Origin of the sequence: Maricaulis maris (assembly GCF_049116555.1) — a bacterium.
In the GTDB taxonomy this organism is placed as follows: Bacteria; Pseudomonadota; Alphaproteobacteria; order Caulobacterales; family Maricaulaceae; genus Maricaulis; species Maricaulis maris_C.
Genome location: NZ_JAGDYT010000011.1, coordinates 1 through 22,338 on the forward strand (window position 1 = coordinate 1; position 22,338 = coordinate 22,338).

Annotated in this window: 23 protein-coding genes and 4 pseudogenes; 9 read left to right on the plus strand and 18 right to left on the minus strand. The window is 64.3% G+C overall.

The annotated features are described in order from the left end of the window. Together JXQ94_RS12800 and guaA are read right to left on the minus strand one after the other, a co-directional pair. A pseudogene (locus tag JXQ94_RS12800) lies at positions 1-207 on the minus strand (GMP synthase (glutamine-hydrolyzing)); the annotation flags it as partial. Between the two features lie 2 nt (positions 208-209). Continuing rightward, positions 210-1,212, minus strand: a pseudogene (gene guaA / locus JXQ94_RS12805) (glutamine-hydrolyzing GMP synthase); the annotation flags it as partial. A gap of 227 nt (positions 1,213-1,439) precedes the next feature. Here guaA and JXQ94_RS12810 point away from each other — a divergent pair. From JXQ94_RS12810 to JXQ94_RS12830, 5 genes are all read left to right on the plus strand, one after another. Next, the gene (locus JXQ94_RS12810; RefSeq protein WP_421924185.1) at positions 1,440-2,036 is read left to right on the plus strand and encodes a YceI family protein; all 597 of its coding nucleotides are present in this window, start codon (positions 1,440-1,442) and stop codon (positions 2,034-2,036) included. Positions 2,037-2,157: 121 nt separating this feature from the next. Beyond that, entirely contained in the window at positions 2,158-3,204 is a 1,047-nt protein-coding gene (locus JXQ94_RS12815) for an acyltransferase family protein (RefSeq protein ID WP_421924208.1), read from the plus strand. 143 nt (positions 3,205-3,347) lie between these two features. Further along, positions 3,348-4,148, plus strand: coding sequence for a sulfotransferase family protein (locus tag JXQ94_RS12820; protein WP_421924186.1), 801 nt, complete (start codon positions 3,348-3,350; stop codon positions 4,146-4,148). Then, on the plus strand, positions 4,141-5,004 hold the full coding sequence (locus tag JXQ94_RS12825; RefSeq protein ID WP_421924187.1) for a sulfotransferase family protein: 864 nt from the start codon (positions 4,141-4,143) through the stop codon (positions 5,002-5,004). Before JXQ94_RS12820 ends, JXQ94_RS12825 begins: the two co-directional genes overlap by 8 nt. Before the next feature lie 54 nt (positions 5,005-5,058). After that, on the plus strand, positions 5,059-5,778 hold the full coding sequence (locus JXQ94_RS12830) for a sterol desaturase family protein (protein ID WP_421924188.1): 720 nt from the start codon (positions 5,059-5,061) through the stop codon (positions 5,776-5,778). A gap of 76 nt (positions 5,779-5,854) precedes the next feature. On the opposite strand, the gene JXQ94_RS12835 is transcribed toward JXQ94_RS12830, so the two are convergent. The 5 genes and pseudogenes from JXQ94_RS12835 to guaB all read right to left on the minus strand — a co-directional run bounded on the left by JXQ94_RS12835 (position 5,855) and on the right by guaB (position 10,160). Next, positions 5,855-6,418: a hypothetical protein gene (locus JXQ94_RS12835; protein WP_421924189.1), complete on the minus strand. Its 564-nt coding sequence runs from the start codon at positions 6,416-6,418 to the stop codon at positions 5,855-5,857. Beyond that, positions 6,415-7,728 carry an RsmB/NOP family class I SAM-dependent RNA methyltransferase gene (locus tag JXQ94_RS12840; RefSeq protein WP_421924190.1) on the minus strand — a complete coding sequence of 438 codons (1,314 nt, stop codon included), beginning with the start codon at positions 7,726-7,728 and terminating at the stop codon, positions 6,415-6,417. The genes JXQ94_RS12835 and JXQ94_RS12840 overlap by 4 nt, the downstream gene beginning before the upstream one ends. A 77-nt stretch (positions 7,729-7,805) precedes the next feature. Next, a pseudogene (locus tag JXQ94_RS12845) lies at positions 7,806-8,137 on the minus strand (DUF3088 family protein); the annotation flags it as partial. After that, positions 8,134-8,538, minus strand: a 405-nt coding sequence (locus tag JXQ94_RS12850; protein ID WP_421924191.1) for an MAPEG family protein, incomplete at its 5' end; no start/stop codon positions are given. The gene JXQ94_RS12850 and the pseudogene JXQ94_RS12845, both read right to left, overlap by 4 nt. Before the next feature lie 152 nt (positions 8,539-8,690). Continuing rightward, a complete protein-coding gene (guaB, locus tag JXQ94_RS12855) occupies positions 8,691-10,160 on the minus strand; it encodes an IMP dehydrogenase (RefSeq protein WP_421924192.1) in 1,470 nt (489 codons plus the stop codon). Positions 10,161-10,278: 118 nt separating this feature from the next. On the opposite strand from guaB, the gene JXQ94_RS12860 reads away from it, so the two are divergent. Continuing rightward, positions 10,279-11,196 (plus strand): fatty acid desaturase family protein, encoded by a 918-nt coding sequence (locus tag JXQ94_RS12860; RefSeq protein WP_421924193.1) that lies wholly within the window; start codon positions 10,279-10,281, stop codon positions 11,194-11,196. 47 nt (positions 11,197-11,243) lie between these two features. Here the strand turns inward: JXQ94_RS12860 and JXQ94_RS12865 are convergent, their stop codons facing one another. Further along, positions 11,244-11,957 carry a DUF4336 domain-containing protein gene (locus tag JXQ94_RS12865; RefSeq protein ID WP_421924194.1) on the minus strand — a complete coding sequence of 238 codons (714 nt, stop codon included), beginning with the start codon at positions 11,955-11,957 and terminating at the stop codon, positions 11,244-11,246. Positions 11,958-12,127: 170 nt separating this feature from the next. Here JXQ94_RS12865 and JXQ94_RS12870 point away from each other — a divergent pair, with 170 nt between their 5' ends. Then, positions 12,128-12,547 (plus strand): ExbD/TolR family protein, encoded by a 420-nt coding sequence (locus JXQ94_RS12870; protein ID WP_421924196.1) that lies wholly within the window; start codon positions 12,128-12,130, stop codon positions 12,545-12,547. 3 nt (positions 12,548-12,550) lie between these two features. Here the strand turns inward: JXQ94_RS12870 and JXQ94_RS12875 are convergent, their stop codons facing one another. Beyond that, positions 12,551-13,330 (minus strand): RlmE family RNA methyltransferase, encoded by a 780-nt coding sequence (locus JXQ94_RS12875; RefSeq protein WP_421924197.1) that lies wholly within the window; start codon positions 13,328-13,330, stop codon positions 12,551-12,553. Then, positions 13,327-14,451: a Ppx/GppA phosphatase family protein gene (locus JXQ94_RS12880; protein WP_421924198.1), complete on the minus strand. Its 1,125-nt coding sequence runs from the start codon at positions 14,449-14,451 to the stop codon at positions 13,327-13,329. The genes JXQ94_RS12875 and JXQ94_RS12880 overlap by 4 nt, the downstream gene beginning before the upstream one ends. A 221-nt stretch (positions 14,452-14,672) precedes the next feature. On the opposite strand from JXQ94_RS12880, the gene hspQ reads away from it, so the two are divergent. Further along, the gene (gene hspQ / locus JXQ94_RS12885; protein WP_421924199.1) at positions 14,673-15,008 is read left to right on the plus strand and encodes a heat shock protein HspQ; all 336 of its coding nucleotides are present in this window, start codon (positions 14,673-14,675) and stop codon (positions 15,006-15,008) included. A 159-nt stretch (positions 15,009-15,167) separates the two neighbouring features. On the opposite strand, the gene JXQ94_RS12890 is transcribed toward hspQ, so the two are convergent. The 4 genes and pseudogenes from JXQ94_RS12890 to JXQ94_RS12905 form a co-directional block, all read right to left on the minus strand. Beyond that, complete coding sequence (locus JXQ94_RS12890; protein ID WP_421924200.1) at positions 15,168-16,175, minus strand: fumarylacetoacetate hydrolase family protein; 1,008 nt, start codon at positions 16,173-16,175, stop codon at positions 15,168-15,170. A gap of 109 nt (positions 16,176-16,284) precedes the next feature. Further along, on the minus strand, positions 16,285-16,566 hold a 282-nt coding region (locus tag JXQ94_RS12895), incomplete at its 5' end, for a carbonic anhydrase (protein ID WP_421924201.1). A 2-nt stretch (positions 16,567-16,568) separates the two neighbouring features. Next, a pseudogene (locus tag JXQ94_RS12900) lies at positions 16,569-16,917 on the minus strand (carbonic anhydrase); the annotation flags it as partial. Positions 16,918-17,096: 179 nt separating this feature from the next. Continuing rightward, a complete protein-coding gene (locus JXQ94_RS12905) occupies positions 17,097-17,564 on the minus strand; it encodes a hypothetical protein (RefSeq protein WP_421924202.1) in 468 nt (155 codons plus the stop codon). A gap of 104 nt (positions 17,565-17,668) precedes the next feature. On the opposite strand from JXQ94_RS12905, the gene JXQ94_RS12910 reads away from it, so the two are divergent. Then, entirely contained in the window at positions 17,669-18,577 is a 909-nt protein-coding gene (locus tag JXQ94_RS12910; RefSeq protein WP_421924203.1) for a LysR family transcriptional regulator, read from the plus strand. A gap of 6 nt (positions 18,578-18,583) precedes the next feature. On the opposite strand, the gene JXQ94_RS12915 is transcribed toward JXQ94_RS12910, so the two are convergent. The 4 genes from JXQ94_RS12915 to JXQ94_RS12930 form a co-directional block, all read right to left on the minus strand. Further along, complete coding sequence (locus JXQ94_RS12915) at positions 18,584-19,237, minus strand: TIGR02466 family protein (RefSeq protein ID WP_421924204.1); 654 nt, start codon at positions 19,235-19,237, stop codon at positions 18,584-18,586. Further along, positions 19,237-20,301: an isoaspartyl peptidase/L-asparaginase family protein gene (locus JXQ94_RS12920; RefSeq protein WP_421924205.1), complete on the minus strand. Its 1,065-nt coding sequence runs from the start codon at positions 20,299-20,301 to the stop codon at positions 19,237-19,239. Before JXQ94_RS12920 ends, JXQ94_RS12915 begins: the two co-directional genes overlap by 1 nt. Positions 20,302-20,369: 68 nt before the next feature. Next, the gene (locus JXQ94_RS12925) at positions 20,370-20,891 is read right to left on the minus strand and encodes a hypothetical protein (protein WP_421924206.1); all 522 of its coding nucleotides are present in this window, start codon (positions 20,889-20,891) and stop codon (positions 20,370-20,372) included. A gap of 94 nt (positions 20,892-20,985) precedes the next feature. Next, a partial coding sequence (locus tag JXQ94_RS12930; RefSeq protein WP_421924207.1) for a penicillin-binding transpeptidase domain-containing protein occupies positions 20,986-22,338 on the minus strand: 1,353 nt, incomplete at its 5' end.

A 22,338-nucleotide genomic window follows, 5' to 3' on the forward strand; every position in this document is an offset into this window, starting at 1 on the left:
GGCCCGGTCCCGGGAAGGGGTGGCGGCCGACAAAGGCGTCCGGCAGGCCAAGCTCACGACCCAGCGCGCGGACCTCGTCCTTGAACAATTCGCGCAACGGCTCGACCAGCTGCATCTTCATGCGTGCCGGCAGGCCACCGACATTATGGTGCGATTTGATGGTGACTGACGGGCCGCCATCAAAGCTGACGCTTTCGATCACATCCGNNCATCCGGATAGAGCGTGCCCTGGGCGAGGAAGTCGGCACCGCCGGCCTCCTTGGCCTTCTCGTCGAAGACGTCGATGAAAAGGCTGCCGATGATCTTGCGCTTCTTCTCAGGATCATCGACGCCCTCGAGGGCGGTCAGGAACAAGTCCTCGGCCTCGGCGTGGACAAGCGGGATGTTGTAGTGCTCGCGGAACAGAGTGACGACCTCGTCAGCCTCGCCCTGGCGCATCAGGCCGGTATCGACGAAGACACAGACCAGCTGGTCGCCAATGGCTTCGTGCAAAAGGACCGCGGCGACCGAGCTGTCGACACCGCCGGACAGGCCACACAGGACGCGCTTGTCGCCAACCTGTTCGCGGATCTTGGCGATCGCCTCATCCTTGAAATTGGCCATCGACCAGTCACCGGTGAGGCCGGCAATCTTGTGGGTGAAATTTTCCAGCAGGGCAGCGCCGCGCGGCGTGTGCACGACTTCCGGGTGGAATTGCACGCCGTAGAAATGACGGGTCTCGTCGGCGATCGCCGCATAGGGCGCATTGCCCGAGGTTGCGATGACCTTGAAGCCCTCGGGCAGGGCCGCGACGCGGTCGCCATGGCTCATCCACACGCGTTCTTCGTGACCGATGGGGCCAAAACCCGCGAAGAGCGGACTGTTTTCGGTGAGCGTGATGTCGGCGCGACCGAATTCGCGCTCCTCGGAGGCCTCGACCCGGCCACCGAGCTGGGCGCACATGGTCTGCTCGCCATAACAAATTCCCAGGACCGGAATGCCGCGCGTGAAGACCGAGGCGTCGGCGCGCGGGGAATTGTCCCAATGCGTGGAGTGCGGCGAGCCCGACAGGATGATCGCCTTGGGATCATAGGCATCGATGAAGGCCGCATCGGCGCGATTATAGGGATGGATTTCGCAGAAGACGCCGCTTTCGCGGACACGCCGGGCGATGAGCTGGGTCACCTGGCTGCCGAAATCGATGATGAGGAGTTTGTCGTGTTGATCGGTCATGGGCGTTCGCACCTGCGCGCGCAGGTGTCCCGGAGGTCGAATTGTGGGGAGATGGCAGAAACATCTGTCAGCATGCGGCCCGATAGCGCGAGTCAGCGCGCTTGACCAGCCCCTGCCTGCCCGCGGACCTGCGCTTTGCGCCCAAGCGCCCGATTTTGCGTCGCCAGACCTTGAACCCGCTTCCTCAGGGGGGCAGGTATGGGCCAGCGACAGCCAAGGAGTAAGCCATGCGCCCGATCGTCATTGCCAGCCTGCTGGGCCTGTTGAGCCTCTCGGCGGCCTGTTCGCAGCCTGCAGCCAGTGGCGACTGGCGCCTCGATGGCGAGCATTCACGGCTCTCCTTTGTCTCGATCAAGTCGGGGGAAATTGCCGAGGCGCACAGTTTCTCCGGCCTGAGCGGGACCGTCGCTCCGGACGGGGCGGCCGAACTCGTGATCGATCTGGCAACCGTCGAGACCGGAATCGACATCCGCAATGAACGCATGCGCGATCATCTCTTTGAGATCGACCGTTTTGCCGAGGCCCGGGTCACGACCGCGCTCGACCTGGCCGCCCTCGCGGATCTGGATGTCGGCGAACGTCGCAGTCTGGAGCTGGACGCCACCCTGTCCCTGCACGGCCAGTCAATCGACATCATCGCGCCGGTCATCGTCACCGATATTGATGGTCGCCATATCCTGGTGGAAAGCGCGGCCCCGGTCCTGCTCCATATCGAGGATTTCGGCCTGGCGGACGGATTGGCGACCTTGCGGGAGCTGGCCGGCCTGCCCTCGATCACGCCGGTTTCGCCGGTCAGCTTCTCGCTATTCTTCACCCGCGGCTGATCATCGGGACTGGCGGCTGGCGGCACAGTAGGCCACCTTGCGCGCTCGTGCCGGGTCGCATGATGATCGCGGCCGTTGCCCGGAGATTCGTTGCCCNNGAGATTCGATGGCCGGAGAGTCGATGCCCATTGCCCGCCCTCGCGCTGAAATTGTCGAACTTCAATACCTGCGCGCCATCGCGGTCCTGATGGTCGTGGTCGGCCATCTGCACCAGGCAGGCGGCCGCTTTACCGGCGCGGACATTCTGGGGCCGATCGGCTATCTCGGATTTGCCGGAGTCGATGTCTTCTTCGTGATTTCCGGCTTCATCATTCACACCCTTTATCGATCGGCCAAACGTCCAACCGCCAGCTATGTTCTGAAACGCTTGAACCGGATTTATCCGCTCTACTGGATATTTACCGCCCTCGCCCTGCTGGGCTATCTGGCGATGGGCGACAGCCTGACCCGTCAGATCGCCGATATTGACTGGCTGACGACGGTGGCGCTCCTGCCGTCCTCCGAACCGCCCCTCCTGCTGGTCGGATGGACCCTTATCCATGAACTCTATTTCTACCTTGTCTATGGATTGCTGCTCTTCCTGCCCGGCCGCTGGCGCTGGGCCGCGATCGCGATATGGCTCGGCCTGACCCTGCTTGCCCAAACCAGCTGGCTTGCGCCGAAAAATCCCTGGTCCGCCCTGATCTTGAGCCCGTTCAACCTGCTGTTCATCGCCGGGCTGGGGCTCGCCGAGCTGCGGCCGCATCTGGCCAGGACGCGCTGGATTGCCTTGCCTCTCTTGCTGGTCGGCGCGGCAATCGCGACAAGTTGGACCGCCACCCACGGGCTGGAAGGAATGGCGGATGCTGGCGATCGTGTGCTCGCCCTCCTGACACTGGCGGTCGCCCTGGTCTGGACCGTCCTGGCCTGGCAACCGCGCTGGCATGGCGCCCTGGCCGGTATTGGCGACTGGTCCTACGCGATCTATCTCGGCCACCTCCTCGTCATCGGGACACTGGCCCGCATCATCGGGCAACTGGTCGAGCCGGGCCTCGCCAGCACGCTCGCGCTTTACATGATCGGCCTGGTCCTGAGCGTGGCCCTCGGATTCCTGACCCACCGCTTCATGGAGATGCCGCTCTTGGCAGCCGGAAAGAAGCAGATCGCCAAACTCAAACGCGACGAATGACAGGAAACCGGTCCCGAACGGGAGCAGGTTGACGTCAGGTTTCCTCGCCATGAACTTTCCGTAACCTATTGATTTATTGTAACTTATAAAGCAGGGACCGGACTGCTAACCCGAGACACCCTTTCGTGTGTTCGGAGTGCTTCATGCAGTATGCGGTCGGCAAGTCCCCCATCTTTATCGGTGGTGCCCCGCGATCCGGTACGACGCTGCTGAGGGCGATGGTCAATGCGAGCCGCAATATTGTCTGCGGTCCGGAAATGCGGGTCATCCCGGCCCTGTGTCACCTCGCTGAACAGATCGACCAGAACCAGGCGGGCGTCCTGAAGCGCGGATACGGCGTTGACCGCGAAGCCCTGCACACCCAGTTCGCCCGGGCCATCGACACCCTGCTGGCCCCGCTGCATGCCCGCACCGGCGCCCGCGTCGCCGAGAAGACCCCGGCCAACATTCTCCACTTTGCGCGCCTGCGTCAGATTTTCCCGGACAGCCCGCTGATTGGCATTGTCCGTGACGGGCGCGATGTCGTCGCTTCGCTTCTGTCGATGGACTGGAGGGACAGCGCCACCGGCCAGCCCATGGCCATTACCCGCGACGCGGCTGCGGCCGCGCATCTCTGGTGCGCCAGCATCGAGGCCGGGCGCCGCATGCAGGATGACCCGGCTTACTTCGAGCTTCGCTATGAGGCGCTCGCCACCGACCCCGTCGGGACAATCGCTCCGCTCTTCGACGCGCTGGGCGAAAATGACGCCGCGAAAGCGCGCGCCCTCGACCATGCCCGCGATTTCGACGTGACGGCCGGTAGCGGCGAGTCGAGTGCCGCGCGCGTCGCTCAACCGGTTGACCGCAGCGCCATCGGGCGCTGGCAGACCAAACTCACCCCTGCCCAAATCGACACGGTCATGGGCATTGCCGGGGGGCATTTGCGCGAGCTTGGCTATGCCTGACCCTGAAGGTCCGACCCCCAAATTGCCAGACGGCCGCCGCGACGGCGCCGGCCTTGTCTTTGCCGGCGGTTGTCCACGCTCCGGCCTGACCCTGCTGCGTCGCCTGATCGAACCGCACCGCCAGGTCCATTGCGGCCCGGATACCGGCCTGCCGCCCTCGATTGCCATGCAATGGCAGAATTTCGCCCGCGAGCTGGGACCGCTGCACGCGCGCGATTTCGATCTCGGGGCCGAGGACATGCGGCGCACAATGGCGGATCTGCTGACCGGCATGATCGGCGCGCCGCTGGAGGCGGCGGATGTTGATGTCCTGGTCGAGAAAACCACGCTCAATGTCGCCGCCTTCGCGCCGCTGGGGCGGCTCCTGCCCGAAGCGCGCTTCATCCATGTCGTGCGCGATGGCCGCGATGTCGCCCACTCCTTGCTCGCCCGCGACTGGCGCGACCCTCAGGACCGCCCCTTCCCCCATGTCAGAGATCCGGCTGCGGCATTGAAATACTGGACCGACCTCACGGGTATCGGCCTCGCCGCCGAACGCAGTCTCGGCGGTCGCATCATCCGTATCCGCTATGAAGACCTGGCCACCCGGCCCAAGGCGACCGTCACCGAGCTGATGGGCTTTCTCGGCCTGAAATTCGAGCCGGCCCAGCTGCATTACGCGACCCGCGAGGTCGAGCTGCATGGTCTGGAACTGGACAGCCTGCCGCTCATCAACCAGCCCCTGACCCGGCGCCGGGTCGGGGCAGGTGCGGGACTGGACGGGCAGGTCAACGCCGCGACCCGGCAAAGACTGGCGGAGTTGGGCTATGGAGCACCGGCCGGGACGGCGGCGAAGCGGCGGCGGATGCGGGGCTAGCTGCGTCAAGAAAGACGCTTGCCCGCGCTCGCAACCGCCAACACAGTGCCCGGCATGCTGATCTATCTGTTCACGGCCGCCCTGTTCACACTCATCTTCACCCGCGAGGTCATTGCGCCGGCCTCCGGAGCGTCGTGTGATAAACGCTGGCGCATCCTCGCGGGCAGTCTCAACCTCGCCAATCTCGGCGTTGTCCTGGCCGCCGGCTGGTTGTTCAGCGGCTGGATTGCGCAGTATGCCTTGCTGCCCATGCCCGACGCGCTGCCGGTCCTGGTGCAGAGCCTGATCATCTTCCTCGCGGCCAGCGGGCTGGCCTATGGCTGGCATCGGCTGACCCATGCCTCAAACGCGCTTTGGCGCTGCGTCCATCAGCTCCATCACAGCCCGTCACGGATCGAGGCGTTGACCGCCTTCTACGTCCATCCTCTCGACAGCTTCCTCGCCACCCTGCTGAACGCGCTGGTCGCCTATGGCGTGTTCGGCGCCAGTCCCCTGACCGCCGCCCTGGTGCTGGGCTATGTGTCGCTGTTCAATCTTGTCGCCCATGCCGACCAGCGTACGCCGTGGTGGCTCGGCTTCATCCTGCAGCGGCCGGAAATGCACCGGCTGCACCATGAACGGCACAGCCACCGCTCCAATTACGGCCTGCCGCTGTGGGACCTCATATTCGGAACCTGGCGCAATCCGCGCGAGGGAACGATCGAGTGCGGCTTCCCGCCCGACCGTGAATTCAAGGTGCATGACATGCTGCTGATGCGGGATGTGGAGGGGTAGAGCCGACGAGTTCGACCGCCGGCGCCCCGCGCAAGTCCAGCCTGGAATCGCTTGCCAACACGGGACCACAAGGGAATTAGGAGCTAGATGGTACGGACACGTCGCCTATCGTCAGCGCGGCATTCCGGTAGCGGTTCAGTAAACCGACCAATTCGCTCGCCTCCACGTCATATCCGGTCCGGAGATAGGCATTTCTACCGGCGCAGGACAGGTTCAATCGGCCCCAGACACCAACCTCGCCGTCCAGGATGTCGAAGACGATGATCGGGGTGACCGCATGAAGCTTCCGGACAGGAATGTGAAGCTCGAACGCGCTGACCTCGTCCCACCGAAATCGTCTCTCGCGACTGCCATCCCGTTCGAAGAATCCGGATTCATCGATCTCCAACTGAGCCCGCCCGCGCAGGACAGCCGAAATGTCCTTGAGAGATGCCCAACCCGTCCACCCAAAGAGCACGAGGCCGAACCAAATCGCGCAATAGCCAAACCAGCCGCGGCGGCTATCGGCAACCCAGGCTTCGAGATCACCGGAATGGGCAGAGATCAGAAGCCAGCTACATAGGGCGACGAATGCAAGCGACCCCAGAACACCGTAAAAAACCCCTTCAGGCCGACGCCTGACGACGACACGCTCACTCACCCCACCCGCTCCATCACGCAGATGTAGAACCCGTCCGTGTCGGTCCGGCCCGGTGAGAGCTGGAGGGCGCCGTGTTCGGTGACGCACGGTGCCAGCAATTCCTCCGCGCCGTCGGCCAGTCCGCCGCTGGCCGTGAGGACATCCATCACCGGCACCGGCTTGAAACCCTCGACCTTGTCGAGAAAGGCGTTGACGCGGTCGCCGTTTTCTTCCGGCAGGACCGAGCAGGTGATGTAGACGAGACGGCCGCCCGGCTTCACATAGCGGTGGCCGCGTTCCAGGACGGTGTCCTGTTCCTTGATGCGGCGCTCCAGGGCGGCCGGCTTCAGGCGCCATTTGGCATCCGGACGGCGGCGCCAGGTACCGGTTCCGGTGCAGGGCGCGTCACAGAAAACAACATCCATTTTCTCAACAAATTCGCCCAAGGCCTTGTCTTCACTGTCATCATGGACCTGGACATTGCGCACATCAGCGCGCTTCAGGCGCGGCCAGATGGCGCGCAGGCGGCGCCAGTCAATATCCCAGGCATGGACCTGCCCGGTGTTGTGCAACAAGGCGGAAAGGGCCAGCGTCTTGCCGCCGGCACCGGCGCAATAATCCAGTATTTGCTCGCCTGCACGGGCGCCCGAGGCCAAGGCGGCCAGCTGGGAGCCGATATCCTGCACCTCGACCCAGCCCTTGCCATAGGCGGGAATGCTCTCGGCGGCAGCCGACTTGCCGCGCGGGTCGCGCTGCGGAATGCGAATACCCGAGCGCACCAAGGGGCTATTTTCAGCCGCTTTCAGTTTCGACGATACCTCTTTGAAAGCACGGTCAAAATCGACCTTTGCTTCATTCACTCTGAGATCAACGGGAGCCCGTGAGGAGAGCTTGCGGCCCTCTTCGGCCGCCGCCTCACCAAAGGCCCGGACCAGACTCTCTTCCAGCCATTCCGGGACGTCGCCGCGGATATGCAGCGGGGCGTCGGAGATGTCCCGGGCCAGGCCCTCGCGCTCGGCATCGGTCAGGGCGTCCGGCGCGTGGTCGTCACCGTCGAACATGGCGTCAATGGCATCCGCCTCGACACTCCAGACCCGTCCGACTGTGCCGATGGCCAGCGCTCTCGCCGAGCCCTCCTCCATCGCGTAGGCGGTCGAGGACTGGTGACGCAGCGCGTCCAGTACCAGTCCGCCGATCCAGGCGCGATCACCGGAACCGGCAAAGCGGTGCGCCTTGCCCCAGTCACGCACGGCATCCTTCACCGGCTGGTGCTGGGTCTGGAGGGTGTCGAGAATCTCGATGGCTGCAGCGATGCGAGCGCCGTCTCTCATGTCGGATATCCGTTTTGCAAGGCGCCCACGGGCGCGAAAAGATCAGGGTCTGGCGCCGGTATAGCACGCCGCCAGNNTGGGCGCAGATGAGCCTCGGACTGGTATAGATGCGACGCCCCTGAATGACAGCCTCCGGCTCGACATGGGCGATCGTGTCATCGGCCAGGAGGAGGGTCGGGGCATTCTGGTTGTCATCGTCGAGCAGGTCGACGATCGGTGTGCGTGGGCGGGCATACTCCACACGCACCAGCGTGACCGCATCGCGCCAGTGCGGATTGACCTTCAGCGCGCCCTCCATCGTGCAGCAATCAATACACAGGCGGTGACCGCCCTCGCCATCATCCCAGGCGCCGGTCAGCAGGAGGAGGACATCCTTGCCGGTTTCGATCATCGGCTGCTCCTGCATCATCGCGTCACAATCCCGATGGCGAGCGTGACCCAGAACGCCAGCAAGACAAGGAAACCAGCCGCAAAGGCATAGAAACGCCAGCGCAGATGATTGGACGTGGCGTGGATGACCGCATGCACAATCCGCAGACCGGCCCACAGCCAGGCCAGTGTCAGGAGGATCGGACCACCAACGCCCAGGATCACCGCCAGGATGACGCCGACAAAGAACAGCGTCGGTGTTTCCATCTGGTTCTGGAAGGCATTGGAGACCTGCTGCACCTTGCGCGGCCAGGCGCGCTGGCCCAGCACGATATCGGCCGGCTTGACCTTGCCGGCCCCGACCGCACCCGTCCGCATCAGCGCATTGGCAAAGAGCAGGACGAAGGTCAGGGCGACTTGCACCAGAAGCGGGTAAATCAGNNGCGTCAGACACTGGAATTCTCCTTGAGAACATGGATCAGGACGGGGTAGCCACCCCGCCCTCACCCGGCAATCTCCGCTCCGGCATGGCCTCCATGCGAACATGGCGGCTTGCCAATCCGGCCCGATCGGGCCCGATCAGGCCCGCCCGGTCAGCTGGTCGTCGGATAGTTCGGCGCTTCGCGCGTGATCTTGACGTCATGGACGTGGCTCTCGCGCAGGCCAGCATTGGTGATGCGCACGAATTGCGCTCGCTGGTGCAGATCGGCAATCGTCCGCGAGCCGGTATAGCCCATGGCCGCGCGCAGACCGCCGACCATCTGATGCAGGATCGGTCCGACCGGACCCTTGTAGGGCACCTGACCCTCAATCCCTTCCGGGACCAGCTTCATGCGCTCGGTATCCTTCTGGAAATAGCGGTCGGCCGAACCGGCCGCCATGGCACCCAGAGACCCCATGCCTCGATAGGATTTGTAGGACCGGCCCTGATAGAGGAAGACCTCGCCCGGCGCTTCTTCGGTACCGGCCAGGAGCGAGCCGACCATGACGCAATCGGCGCCGGCGGCGATCGCCTTGGCCATGTCGCCGGAGAATTTGATCCCGCCATCGGCGATAATACAGGCGTCTGTACCCTCTGCAGCGCGGCGGGCATCCATGATCGCGGTCAGCTGCGGCACGCCGACACCGGCCACAATGCGGGTGGTGCAGATGGAGCCCGGACCGATGCCGACCTTCACACAGTCCGCACCCGCGTCGATCAGTGCCTTGGCACCGTCATAAGTGGCGACATTGCCGGCCACGACACGGGCCAGGCTGGACGCCTTTTTCACGCGGGTGACCTGGTCGAGCACGGATTTGGACTGGCCATGTGCGGTATCGATCACGATCACATCGACACCGGCGTCGATCAGCGCCTCGGCGCGTTCGAAGCCACTATCACCCACCGTGGTCGCAGCAGCGCAGCGCAGCGCGCCCTGGGCATCCTTGGCGGCATTGGGGAAAGCCTGCGCCTTCTCCATGTCCTTGACGGTGATCAGGCCGATACAGCGATCAGCCTCGTCGACCACGAGCAGGCGCTCGATCCGGTGTTTGTGCAGCTTGGCGCGGGCTTCGTCCTGGGAGGCGCCGACCTTCACCGTGACCACGTCGCGGGTCATCAGATTGCCGACTTTCTCATTCGGGTCGTCGGCAAACCGGACATCGCGGTTGGTGATGATGCCAACCAGCTTGCCCGGGCGTCCGGGCGTGGCGCCCTCGACGACGGGAATGCCGGAGATCCGGTGCTGGGCAATCAGGGCGCGCAAGTCTGCCAGGGTCGCATCCGGCGAGATCGTCACCGGATTGACCACCATGCCGCTTTCATAGCGCTTCACGCGGCGCACTTCCTCGGCCTGCTCGGCGATGGTGAGATTGCGATGAATGACGGCGAGACCGCCGGCCTGGGCCATGGCGATCGCCATCCCGCTCTCCGACACCGTATCCATGGCCGCCGCGAGCATGGGAATCTTCAGCGAAACATCGCTGGCCACGCGCGTGGAGACATTGGCATCGGCGGGAAGAACTTCGGACGGGCCCGGTTGCAATAGCACATCATCGAAGGTGAGACCTTCACGAATCTCCATGGGAGACTCCTCATTGCTGCTTGCGGCGCGGCAATAGAATGGATTCGAGCGTGTGGCAAGAGAGGGATGCGGGCGGCGCGCCACTTGATTTAAAGTGAACAGTGTTTACCGTTCCCCCATGACGCGCGACACGATGAATGAGAAAGCCGAAGCCAAGGCGCTGATGCCCCAGACAGCTTGGCCGACATTAAGCTTCATGACCGCCCTGATCGCCGTGCATTGGGGCATGGTCTGGCTTGGGTTAAGTGGCCGCGTGCCCATGCTGGCACTGGTCCTGCCCCTCGGTTTCACCACCTATGCCCATTACACGCTGGTCCATGAGAGCATCCACGGCAATATCCTGCGGGATCGGAGCCTCGCATGGCTGCACACCCTGATCGGCTGGTATGGTTCGCTGATGCTGTCGCTAACCTGGCCGCTGCTGTCTCGCACCCACAAGAACCACCACTCCTACGTCAACAGCGAGAAGGACCCGGACCTTTATGTGAAGATGAGTTTCCCAAGGCTCCTGCTTCGCAACCTTGTCAGCTGGGCGCTTCAGGCACTGCCGATCCTGCTGCTGAGGCAGGTCTTCAAGGACCGCTCCCCTTCCCGCGGCTACATCAATGCCGATGAGATAATGAGCCGGTCCGAGCGCATCCAGCACCATGCCACCAATATTGCGCTGGTCCTGGCGATGTGGGGGTTCGTGCTGGCCGGATACGGCTGGCAGGTCCTGCTGCTATACTATCTGCCGGTCTATTTTGCCGCCAACCTCCTGATTATCTTCTTCCAGTGGCTGCCCCACCATCCGTTCACCGAAACCAGCCGCTATCGTGCCACCCGCAATACCGGGCACCGCTGGCTCAATGCTGTTTTCATCTGGCAAAACTGGCACCTGATGCACCATCTTTGGCCCGGAGTGCCCTTCTATAATTACGAACGCCTCTACCACCGCATACGACCGATCCTCGAGGACAAGGGCGCGCGGCACGAGGAAGGTGTTGTCCCGAAGGCCGGACCGATTCAAACGTCCGGGCCTCAAGCGGCCGAATAGGTAAGGACGGGCATGGCCGCATTCGGGCAGTGCAGCGGAACCTGCACTCACCGCAACCAGGCAAAGGCCCGTGTCAAAAACGCCTGCGCGTCCTCCTCCACCGGCTCACCATGCGCAAACAGGACGGTTTTGGCCGGCCAGGCGCGGATACAGTCAATGGCGGTGCGCGCCTGTTTCCGGTCCCGAAAAGCGAGGCGGAATTTGCGGGGGACGGCCGGCTCCGGGCCGATCATCCGGTCCCAGCGGGCGACCCAGCGCCGCCAGCCGGAATACCAGGTGTCCGGCAGGTGCTGGATGAGGTCGGTGAAGATCACGGCGGCGCTGGTCCGGTGGAAGAAGACGACCTCGGTGGTGATCGCATTGCAGCGCACGACGACCTGATCGATCTGGCCCGCCCAGGCCGGATCGGCGGTGTCGGTCAGCTCGGAGTCGAATTCCAGATCCGGCAATAAGGCAGCCATCCCCGGCGCCCCGTGCAGGCGAGCCGTCGGAAAGGCGCACTGCCAGTCCGAGAATGAAAGATGATGAAGGCTGTTCGGCGCGACGATATGGGCGACCCGGCCGAGCGCGTCGAGCTCGCGCTTCAGGGCCTCGTTGAGCGCAACCGGCGACCACACCCACAGCCGGTCATCATCGAGACGTTTGACAATCATCCGGGTTGGATAGTGAAACCCCGCCGCGGCGGTGATGACATCACCGGATGCGGTCCAGATACCATCTGACATCGATTGCAGCGTCGAACTGTCGGTTTGCGTGGGCATGCCGTCAGGCTAGGCACCGGGCACGGCCAGGACAAGTACGCGCCCGCCTCTCGCCCCATTCCGGCCCGCAAATCACCTTCCCGCCTCCCCGCTCCTGCCCCGCAGGGGCGGTGCAGTGATCAGGCGCCGGGTGAGGCTGGCGCGTCACACTGGCCAATGGGGAGGCCCACATGCGCAAGCGCAATCGCAAACGCGATGACCAGGCCGAGGTCAACATGACCCCGATGCTGGATATCGTCTTCATCCTGCTCATCTTCTTCATCGTCACCGCCACCTTCCTGTCGGAAGAAGGTATCGACATGCGTCCACCGCCGGATTGCACCGGCCCGGACTGTGGCGAAGGCCCACCGCCCATCGTCGTTCAGGTCGATGATGACAACCAGATATTCGTCAATGGCGACCGGACCGATGTCGAGCGCGTGCTCGCCGCCATCAACCGCCATCGCGCCGAACAGCCGGACAGCGCCGTCCTGCTCGAAGTCCATGACGACAGCCGTCACGGCATCGTGGTGCAAATCTGGGATGATATGGGCGCCAACGGCGTGCCGGTCTCGATCCAGAGGACGGAGGGAGATGGTGACGGGCGCTAGCCCCTAACCCTTGAACCCCATTGCGACAACGAAGGTCTCCGCGCTTTCCGACCGGCTGGCGTCCGGCTTGAAGTGCCGGACCTTCTCGAAATTGGTCTTGAGAAGGTTCAGAAGCCCGTCATCGGAGCCGCCCTGGAAGACCTTGGCAATGAAGAAGCCACCGGGCGTGAGCGTTTCGACCGCGAAATGGGCGGCCATCTCGGCCAGGGCGACGATGCGCAGATGATCGGTACTCTTGTGACCGGTGGTCCAGGGCGCGAGGTCAGAGATGACCGCATCAGCGCTGCCGCCCATTTCGGCTTTCACCAGTGCCGGCGCATCATCCTCGGTGAAATCCTTTTGCAGCAGGGTCGCGCCGGCGATGGCCTCGATCTCCAGCAGGTCGATGCCGACCACTTCAGAGGCACCGGCTTTCAGCGCCACCTGCACCCAGCCACCCGGCGCCGAGCCGAGATCGACCACGCGCATGCCCGGCTTGAGGAGTTTGAATCGCTCATCCAGCTGCAACAGCTTGTAGGCCGCGCGCGAACGATAGCCCTCCATCTGGGCCTTCTTGACATAGGGATCATTGAGCTGACGCTGCAGCCAGCGTGTGGACGAACTCTTGCGGCCGCGCGCGGTCTTGACGCGCTCGAACATCTGCTTGGCCGCGCGGGCATCGCCGCCCTTCTTGACCGGGCCGCCCTGACGGCGCCGACGCTTGTCGCTGCTGCCCCAACCGGGAAGGTTTTCACCGTCGCGTCCACCGTCATCATCCGGTGTCTGATCGTCGTCGTCGCTCATTCGCCCGATCCTGTCGCTGTCTCTGCGGCGTCCGCGCCGGGCTTGCGGCGCCGACGCCTGCGCTTCTTGGACTTTCGCATGAGATTGAGCAACATCCCTTCGCGCAAGCCACGATCGCCAACCCGCAGGCGATGAGCCGGCCAGAGCTCGGCAACGGCCTCGTAGATCGCGCACCCGGCCAGCACCAGTTCAGCCCGGTCAGCCCCAATGGTCGGCTCCTGGGATCGACCGTGAATATCCAGCTCACGCAATCGCTTGCAGGCATCGAGGGCCTGATCGCCGCTCATCCACAAGCCATCGACTTTCGAGCGGTCATAGCGCGGCAGGCGCAGATGCACTCCGGCCATGGAGGTCACGGTTCCCGATGTACCGACCAGATGCGCCCGGCCCTCGTCGAAGACCGGACGCATCGCCCGGGCGCCGCGCGGTGTCTTCATCAGATCGCGCGCATAGGTTTTCATCTCGTCATACCAAACGGCCCTGTCCTCCCGCTCCGGGAAGCGTTCCGACAGCGTGACCACACCGACCGGGGTCGAGGTCCAGGACTTCATCGGTGGGCGCCCACCACTGGCGCGGCCGCCCCGACGGCGCCATTCAGCCAGATCGACCCAGGACAGCTCGGTCGAGCCACCGCCGATATCGATCACGAGGGCGGCGTCCTTCTCCTCATCGAGCAGGTCGACACAGCCATGAACGGCCAGCCGCGCCTCTTCCTCGGCCGAGATCAGGTCAAAATCGAGTCCGGTCTCACGCGCCACCCGTTCAAGGAATTCCGCTCCATTGTCCGCCATGCGGCAGGCCTGGGTGGCGATGGAGCGATGCTTGACCACATTCTGGCGGCGGATCTTGTCGGCACAGACCTTGAGCGCCTCGACGGCGCGGTCCATCGCCCCCTGGGACAAGGCGCCGGTGCCGGTAATGCCCTCGCCCAGCCGCACGACGCGCGAGAACGCGTCGACAACATGAAAACTGCTGCCGGACCGCTGGGCCAGCAACATGCGGCAATTATTCGTTCCAAGATCGATTGCGCCGTACACGGGAGAGGGTGCGCGTCGGCGCCCTTTCCGCTTGCGTGCGGCGGCATCATTGCCCGGCGCGGACCGGGCGGATGGCTCCGCCATGATATACCTCTCGCCGATCAGCGCGCCACGTGCAGGGTCGCACGGCGCGGCTCGAGTCGGACTGAACTCAGTGTTGGTTTCAGGATACAAGGAAGCGTCGCGCCTGCAAGGATGCGTGACGTCTGGCAGCAGAGGCCGTAGCTTATTGCTCGAAACACCCTAGATAGGGGTCGGAGCGCGAGGATGGTCCGCGCGGTCAAGTTTGTGTCAGAGTGTTGAGCATGATCGTTCGCAACGCCAAATTCGGTCTCGGCGATGTGGTGCGCCACCGTCTCTTCCCCTTCCGCGGGGTGGTGGTCGATGTCGATCCGGAATTCGCCAATACCGAGGAATGGTACGAGTCCATTCCGGAGAATGTCCGCCCGTCCAAGGACCAGCCCTTCTATCATTTGCTGGCCGAGAACGACGAGAGCTATTACGGCGCCTATGTTTCCGAGGGCAATCTTCTGCCGGACTCCGAAAACGGGCCGGTCGAGCACCCCCAGATCGCGGAAGCCTTCGAGGGATTTGACGGCACGCGGTACCAGCTCAGGACGAGCCCGGACCAGGCGCACTAACGGGGCGTCAGGCCCAGTGCCGACGCGCCCCGGCCTCGCCGAACCTTCCCTCCCCGTCTTCCCCGTGCGCACCAGCAAATCGCGGCCCGCAACGAAAAAGGGCGGGATCATCGACCCCGCCCTTTTCACGTCTTGCCAGCGTCACCGCGCGGCACGCCCTCAGGCCTTGACCACTTCCTGCTCGATCGCGCCGAAGATGGACTTGCCATCCTTGTCCTTCATCTCAACCCGGACCGTGTCGCCATACTGCATGAACGGCGTGGTCGGCTTGCCGTCATTGATGGTCTCGATCATGCGAATCTCGGCGATGCAGGAATAACCGACGCCACCCTCGCCGATCGGCTTCCCGGGCCCGTCATCCAGCTTGTTGGACACCGTTCCCGAGCCCACAATCGTGCCGGCAGTCACCGGGCGCGTCTTGGCGAGGTGTGCGATCAGCTGACCGAAATCGAAAGTCATGTCGACGCCACATTCGGCCTTGCCGAACAGCGCGCCATTATACTTCACCAGGAGCGGCAGATGCAGCTTCTTGCCGTCCCAAGCATCACCCAGCTCGTCCGGGGTCACCGCGACCGGCGAGAAGGCGCTCGGCGGCTTGGCCTGGAAGAAGCCGAAACCCTTGGCCAGCTCGCCGGGGATCAGGCCGCGCAGGGACACATCATTGACCAGCATGACGAGACGGATCGATTTGGCCGCATCCTCGACCGAGCATCCCGCCGGCGCATCGCCGGTGATGACGGCGATTTCGCCCTCCATGTCACAGCCCCAGGCCGTATCACCGAGCGGGATTTCGGCCCGCGGGGCCAGGAACGCATCGGATCCGCCCTGATACATCAGCGGATCGGTCCAGAACGTCGCCGGCATTTCCGCATTGCGCGCCTTGCGGACCAGTTCGACGTGATTGACGTAGGCTGAGCCATCCGCCCACTGGAAGGCACGCGGCAGAGGCGAGAGCGCGTCACGCTCGTGGAAGCGTTCACGCGGAATGGTCTCGCGCTCCAGCTCGTCGGACAGCGAACGCAGCTCCGGCTCGCATCGCTCCCAGTCATCCAGGGCCGACTGCAAGGTCGGGGCAACCTGATGGGCATCAGCACACCAGGCCAGATCCCGGGAGACGACGACCAGGCGGCCGTCGCGACTATCCGATTTGAGCGTTGCGAGTTTCATCCTGTTATTCCCTGCTTGTGGAGTGGGTCCGGCCTGTCTCGACCGGTTTGAGGAAGCAATGACGAGCGGCGCCGACGCGATGCGCCGCCGGCTCGATCAGTGAAAGAAGCTAGACCGGCGCGAAGGCGCCGTCTGCCCCCATCCATTCCAATACGCCGTCATGGATGGAAAAGCGGGCGCCGTGCAATTGCAGACCACGGTCTGCAATGGCGCGCTCGATGAAATCGAATTGGTGCAGGCGCTCAATTGAATGGCGGATCGAGTTGAGCTCGAGCGCGTCACACAGCGTCTCATTGTCACCGCCCGCATGCTCGGCATGAACTTCAGCACGGGCAGGCTCGAGGGGCTCCAGCCAGGGTCCGAGATACTTGAAAGACAGCGTATCCAAGCCNNCAACCCCGCCACACTGACCATGTCCCATGACGACGATATGATCGACACCGAGCGCGCGGACCGCGAACTCGATGGCCGCAGAAACGCCGTGACGTCCGCCATCATCATCCATCGGCGGGACGAGATTGGCGACATTTCGAACCACGAAAAGATCTCCGGGCCGGGCGTTGAACACCACGGCCGGATCCACGCGACTATCCGAACAGGCGATGATCAGCGTGTGCGGGCTCTGCCCCTTGGACAGCTCTTCATAATGCGCGCGCTGGGTCTTGTAGGCATCCCGGCAAAAGGCCCGATAGCCGTCCAGCAGAGGTTTGGGTGGTTGGATCGTCATGGCCTTCCCCCGCATCGTCCCGGCAAGGCGTGTGCCGGTCGATCACATCCATGCCGTTGTTCTAATTGCAATTGAAAGCATTTAGAAGCCTGCGCCCGCAGCCGGTGCGGTCCGGGCGCCAGACATGAAAAAACGGCCGGGGCACAACACGCCCCGGCCGCCAGTGTGTGCAGCGACTTACCAGTCTGGGAGGATCAGCTTGCCGTTGTGCACGTCACCATGGCGATGTTGGCCTCGACCTCATCCTCTCCGGACGAGGCGGCATTGGCGGCCTCGAAGTCAGCCAGGGCTGCCTCCCGATTGCCAGCCACCCAGTGGGCCACACCGCGATTATTGAGCGCACGCCACGCCGTGGCGCGCAGCTCGAGGGCCGAATCGCAGGCAGCGACCGCGGCATCCACTTCGCCGGTCGCCGCATAGCCGGCGCACAGATTCGACCAGGCCGCCGTACGATTTCGGGCGGACAGGCCGGTCCCGACAAGACCCTCGCCGATATGAACCACATTGTGCCATTCGGCACGTTCGACCGCCGTGTACTGGGCCCGCACCGCACCGTTGGCGGTGCGATGGCCGGCCAGACTCGGCTCGGTCTGGCAGGACTGGGCGAAAGACATGGGGGTAGCCAGGACCGCCAGGGCGGCCGCAAGAAACATAGAGCGCATGATCACTCCCTCTGACACGAAAATGCGGTGAACAGCGTTTATATTTAGAACAAAGTTCTGTGAATGGAATTGACGATATCAGGATCATCAGAATACATATTCGTATGGATGACTGGTCTGATTATCTCGTCTGCCTCGCCGTTTCCGAGGCTGGCAGCCTGACCGCCGCGGCCCACCAGCTCGGCGTCAGCCAACCCACTGTCACACGCCGCCTGCAGGCGCTTGAGACTCGTTTCGGCGAACCCCTGTTCGAGCGCGAGCAGGGGCAGACCCGTCTAACCCCATTGGGCCAGAAGGTCACCGCCCACGCGGCTCGCATGCGCGACGAGGCCTCGGCCATTGAGCGGGCCGCGGTGGCGCAGGACCAGACCCTGGCCGGCCTCGTCGTGATCTCGGCCTCCGAGGGCCTGGGCGCCGACTGGCTGCCCCGCGCCCTCGCCGCCTTCCAGGTGGCCAATCCGGGCATCGGGATCGACATCACGATCAAGAACAATTCCGCCAATCTCGCCGACCGTGAAGCGGATATCGCCCTGCGCTGGAATGGTCCGGGCACACAGCAGAGCCTGGTCGGTCGACGCGGTGCCACAGTCGGCGCGGGTCTCTATGCCTCACACAGCTATCTCGACACCCATGGTCGTCCCGAAAGCGTCGATGACCTCGCGGACCATGCCGGTGTCGGCTGGTCGATCGGCGATTATTTCGGCTGGCCGGCAACCGAGACCGGAGCGCCCGTCCTGCCACGCCATGTGTCATTCAAGTCCAACAGCCCGGCGAGCCATGTCAAAGGCCTGGAAGCCGGTTTCGGCGTCGGCGTCACCTCACACCGACTGGCCCGGAGCAGCGATGTTCTGGAACGTATCCTGCCGGACTTCGAAAGCTCGCTGGACTTGTGGGTTGTTGCCCACGAGACCGTGCGCAAGAGCGCGCGGGTTCGCGCCGCCTTTGATCACATCATCGCGCAGATGAATGCTGACGCGGCCTATTTCAGCCGCGGCGCGCCCTCCATCCTGTAGACGCGCCTATTGCGGCGCGGCCGGCAGGGCCAGCACATTCATCGCAATGGAGATGCGTTCGCGCGGCCCTTTGTGCGGGCGAACCGCATGCATCATCCAGGATGGAAAAATGACCAGCTTGCCAGGCTCCGGGCGAATCCGGTGCTGGGACCTCTGCTTGGTGCCGTTCTCATCCTGATAGACGAGGTCAGGCGCATTCATCCGAATGCTGGGAAAGCGCGGATCCTGGGCCACGAAGAAGCCATCCTCGGTACAGCCCCCGTCATCGACATAAAAGCTCGCCGACCAGAAGGAGCCAGGATGGCAATGCATTTGATTGGACGCGGAGGCCGGCGACACATTGGCCCACATCTCCATGCCCATTTCATAACGCGACTGCCCCTGCGCCGCCGATACATCGCTGGTATAGCGCGCACAGACAGCCATGGTCTCGCGGGCCAGCTCGATCGCGGCATCGCCGCCCCATTCGAGCATCCGGGTATCAGAATGCCAGCCATTGATGTTGGAGCGGGCGATACCGGGATCCTCGGCACGGCGCGCCAGAACCCGGTCGCGCAAGGCGCCCAGCCACGTCTTGCCCTGGGCCGGCCAGACTTCGATCACCGGTGTCGCAAACAGATGGTGCACCGTCTGTCGTGGCGCCAAATTCCAGTCTGCCATCAGTCCTCGTCTCCATAGATCGCCACAACCGGAAAGCCACCTTCACTGAGGCGGGCGCGATACATGCCCGGCGTATTGAAGCTCCACGCGATCTCGCCGGACGGGGTCAGCGCGACAATGCCGCCATCGCCCTCCATGGCAGTCAGTTCATCCATGATGACGCGATCAGATGCGGCCTGCAGGTCCAGACCCTGCATCTCAACGAGCGCACAAATCCGGCTGGCCACGGTCAGGCGGATAAAGAATTCACCCGTCCCCGTCGCCGAGACACCGCAGCTTTGATTGTTGGCGTAAGTCCCGGCGCCAATGATCGGACTGTCCCCGACCCGGCCCCAGCGTTTCGCCGTCGTACCGCCCGTAGACGTGCCGGCGGCTATATTCCCGGCCCGGTCGAGCGCGACCACGCCGACCGTCCCGAAACGGTGTTCCCGCGCATCCCGGTCCAGCTCGCCATGATCGACTTCGGCCGGCTCCGGTGCCCCGTCCGGACGGGCGGGCATATCCAGACCGAGCGCGGCAAGGCTCCGCTCCAGGGCGGCCCAGCGGCGCTCGGTGAAGAAGAAGGCCGGCGCCACAATCTCGAGACCCTGCTCGCGCGCAAAGGTCTCGGCGCCCTCGCCCTGCAGCATCACATGACGGGAGTTATCCATCACTTCACGGGCCAGGGAGATCGGGTGACGGACCTGTGCCACCCCGGCCACGGCGCCTGCATTCAGCGTGGCTCCGTCCATGATCGACGCATCGAGCTCATTACGCCCGGCGGCCGTGAAGACCGCGCCGCGCCCGGCATTGAAAAGCGGATCATCCTCCATCCCATGGATCACCGCCTCGATCGCATCCAGCGCACTGCCATTCGCGCTCAGCACGGCCTCGCCGCGCTCAAGGGCGGCGGCCATGGCGGCGCGATACTCGGCTTCGCGCTCCGCTGTCATGGCCCCACGCTCGATAACGCCGGCGCCACCGTGAATGACCAGCGCCCAGGATCCGCCATCAGACTCCTGTGCCTGCCCCATTGAGAAGGAAGACACCGCCAGGGCGGCCGCGGAAATCAGGACTCGAAACATGATGATTGCTCCCCCATCTGTCGTGACAGCAGGGTCCCGCGCTCGTGACGGTCTGGCAAGGGCGGGCTTCAGGCCGAGTCGACGCAGAGTGGGCGCAGGCCGACCAGGCCGCCATGGGCGAGCCCGCCGGCGGGACGGTCGAAATAGAGCTGCAGCCCCTGCACCGTCCAGCCGCGCTGGCACCAGACCGTCCGAAATTCGGTCACGCATTCGCCGACCCGCGCGGTCACGGCTTCGCCCGAGAAGGTATAGAGCCGCACAGCGCCGATCCGTTCACGCTCGGTCAGGCAGGCCGCAATACCGTTCGCCCGTGCCCCATCCTCCAGAATCGCGCGACCGGCTTCCTCGACATGTCTTTGCGTCACGCGTCCGGCGCAGAATTGGGCCGCACGCGGCGGCGCGCCCTGGAAAAAGGCGCGGACCTGGCAGGGGCGCGCGCGGCGTACCGCGATCTGCAAGCCGTGGAAATCATGCCCGGGCAGCGCGATCAGGCTGGCATGGAAATCGGTACTCGTGCCGACCACCATTTCCTCACCTTCGCCAACCACTCCAAATGCCACCGCCAGTGACAGGACAAGTGCCTTCAGCATCGGGATTCGCGCCTCCTCATGCTGGCACACTAGGCATTTGCGGTGATTTTGTCCGCACACATATCAATCACAAGCGCGTGCGCGCGAGCAGTCGCTAATTGGCGCCTTGCCCTGCACCACGAACCCGGACCCGGACCTCGCTGGAACGCCCGGCTTCATCAACCGCGCTGACGGCATAGAATCCGGGACCGGGCGGGATCCAGACCGGTTCACCCAGGGCATTTTCCGACACGGTCTCGCCATCCGCGAACCAGCGGACGGGCCCGGGCGCCTGGGCGGCCAGAATGAAGCCGCGACCGGCGCGATCGGACCAGACCTCGGCACCATCCGGCGGAAACAGGATATGGGGGGCTGCATCCTCGCGGAAATCGGCGAGGGTTTGCGGTGTCTCTTCCGGCGGCTCGGCCTGACGGTCCACGCCCATATCGCCGCGCGGCGCCAATTGGCTGACCCCGTCAGCAAGCCGGAACAGGACTGGCAGGGCGGCGGCACGGCCGGTCACGCCTTCGCGCGGCGCGCCATCGGCCCGCCCGGTCCAGACGACAAGCGTATAGCCGCCGACAATGCCCGCGGCCCAGGCATCGCGAAACCCGTAGGACGTCCCTGTCTTGAATGCGATATCCGGAGCGCCGCGGGCCAACAGCGCCGGCATGCGGCCACCGGGATGGGGCGCCCGGCGCAAGACCTGCACTATCTCGTCGGCGGACTCGGCGGACAGCAGGCGGAAGCTCCCGAGCGGGGCGATATCGTCCCGGGCGGTCTCCTGCCAGACCAGTGGCCGGGCCTCCCCACCATCGGCAAGCGCCGCGTACAACACACCGATCTGGCGCAGGGTCAGTCCCGCACCGCCCAGTGCAACGGCCAGACCGTCATCCTGACCCGCCTGACGCGGGCGCAGCGGATTGGCACCGGCAAAACCGAGGGCCGCATTGAACCGGCGTGCCCCGACCCCGTCCAGCGTGGTGACGGCGGGGATGTTGAGAGAGTGCTGCAACGCTTCGGCGATGGTCACATCGCCGCGGAAACTGCGATCGAAATTGTCCGGTTGATAGCCGGCAAAGCGTCGCGGCAGATCTGCGATCCGGGTCCCGGGCGCGGCCAGGCCATCATCAAACGCCATGCCGTAGATAAAGGGTTTCAGGGTCGAGCCGGGTGAGCGTGGCCGGTCGGTCAGGTCGATCCAGCCTCCCGGTCGCTCACGGCTCGCAGAGCCGGCCAGAGCGCGCACGGCGCGGGTCTCGGTCTCAATGATCATGGCCGCGAACTGGACAGCGTCATCCGTCTCGGCGAGCTCGCCCGCCAGACTGTCCTCCAGCATGAGCTGAAGCGAGCGATCCAGCGTCGAGACCGGTTCGCGCTCATCCGGGGTCGCGCGCCGGATCGCGTCGGCGGCATGCCAGGCATCGGCAGGAAATGGGCGACGCATTGGGGCCGGATCACCGGCGGC

Bases quoted from the DNA above. Each gene is read 5' to 3' on its own strand.
- guaB (WP_421924192.1), bottom strand. From the start codon at position 10,160: ATGGAGATTCGTGAAGGTCTCACCTTCGATGATGTGCTATTGCAACCG.
- JXQ94_RS12880 (WP_421924198.1), bottom strand. From the start codon at position 14,451: ATGGCGGAGCCATCCGCCCGGTCCGCGCCGGGCAATGATGCCGCCGCA.
- JXQ94_RS12910 (WP_421924203.1), top strand. From the start codon at position 17,669: ATGGATGACTGGTCTGATTATCTCGTCTGCCTCGCCGTTTCCGAGGCT.
- JXQ94_RS12860 (WP_421924193.1), top strand. From the start codon at position 10,279: ATGACGCGCGACACGATGAATGAGAAAGCCGAAGCCAAGGCGCTGATG.
- JXQ94_RS12890 (WP_421924200.1), bottom strand. From the start codon at position 16,175: ATGAAACTCGCAACGCTCAAATCGGATAGTCGCGACGGCCGCCTGGTC.
- JXQ94_RS12865 (WP_421924194.1), bottom strand. From the start codon at position 11,957: ATGCCCACGCAAACCGACAGTTCGACGCTGCAATCGATGTCAGATGGT.
- JXQ94_RS12905 (WP_421924202.1), bottom strand. From the start codon at position 17,564: ATGCGCTCTATGTTTCTTGCGGCCGCCCTGGCGGTCCTGGCTACCCCC.
- JXQ94_RS12830 (WP_421924188.1), top strand. From the start codon at position 5,059: ATGCTGATCTATCTGTTCACGGCCGCCCTGTTCACACTCATCTTCACC.
- JXQ94_RS12840 (WP_421924190.1), bottom strand. From the start codon at position 7,728: ATGAGAGACGGCGCTCGCATCGCTGCAGCCATCGAGATTCTCGACACC.
- JXQ94_RS12820 (WP_421924186.1), top strand. From the start codon at position 3,348: ATGCAGTATGCGGTCGGCAAGTCCCCCATCTTTATCGGTGGTGCCCCG.
- hspQ (WP_421924199.1), top strand. From the start codon at position 14,673: ATGATCGTTCGCAACGCCAAATTCGGTCTCGGCGATGTGGTGCGCCAC.
- JXQ94_RS12915 (WP_421924204.1), bottom strand. From the start codon at position 19,237: ATGGCAGACTGGAATTTGGCGCCACGACAGACGGTGCACCATCTGTTT.
- JXQ94_RS12920 (WP_421924205.1), bottom strand. From the start codon at position 20,301: ATGTTTCGAGTCCTGATTTCCGCGGCCGCCCTGGCGGTGTCTTCCTTC.
- JXQ94_RS12825 (WP_421924187.1), top strand. From the start codon at position 4,141: ATGCCTGACCCTGAAGGTCCGACCCCCAAATTGCCAGACGGCCGCCGC.
- JXQ94_RS12875 (WP_421924197.1), bottom strand. From the start codon at position 13,330: ATGAGCGACGACGACGATCAGACACCGGATGATGACGGTGGACGCGAC.
- JXQ94_RS12815 (WP_421924208.1), top strand. From the start codon at position 2,158: ATGCCCATTGCCCGCCCTCGCGCTGAAATTGTCGAACTTCAATACCTG.
- JXQ94_RS12925 (WP_421924206.1), bottom strand. From the start codon at position 20,891: ATGCTGAAGGCACTTGTCCTGTCACTGGCGGTGGCATTTGGAGTGGTT.
- JXQ94_RS12870 (WP_421924196.1), top strand. From the start codon at position 12,128: ATGCGCAAGCGCAATCGCAAACGCGATGACCAGGCCGAGGTCAACATG.
- JXQ94_RS12810 (WP_421924185.1), top strand. From the start codon at position 1,440: ATGCGCCCGATCGTCATTGCCAGCCTGCTGGGCCTGTTGAGCCTCTCG.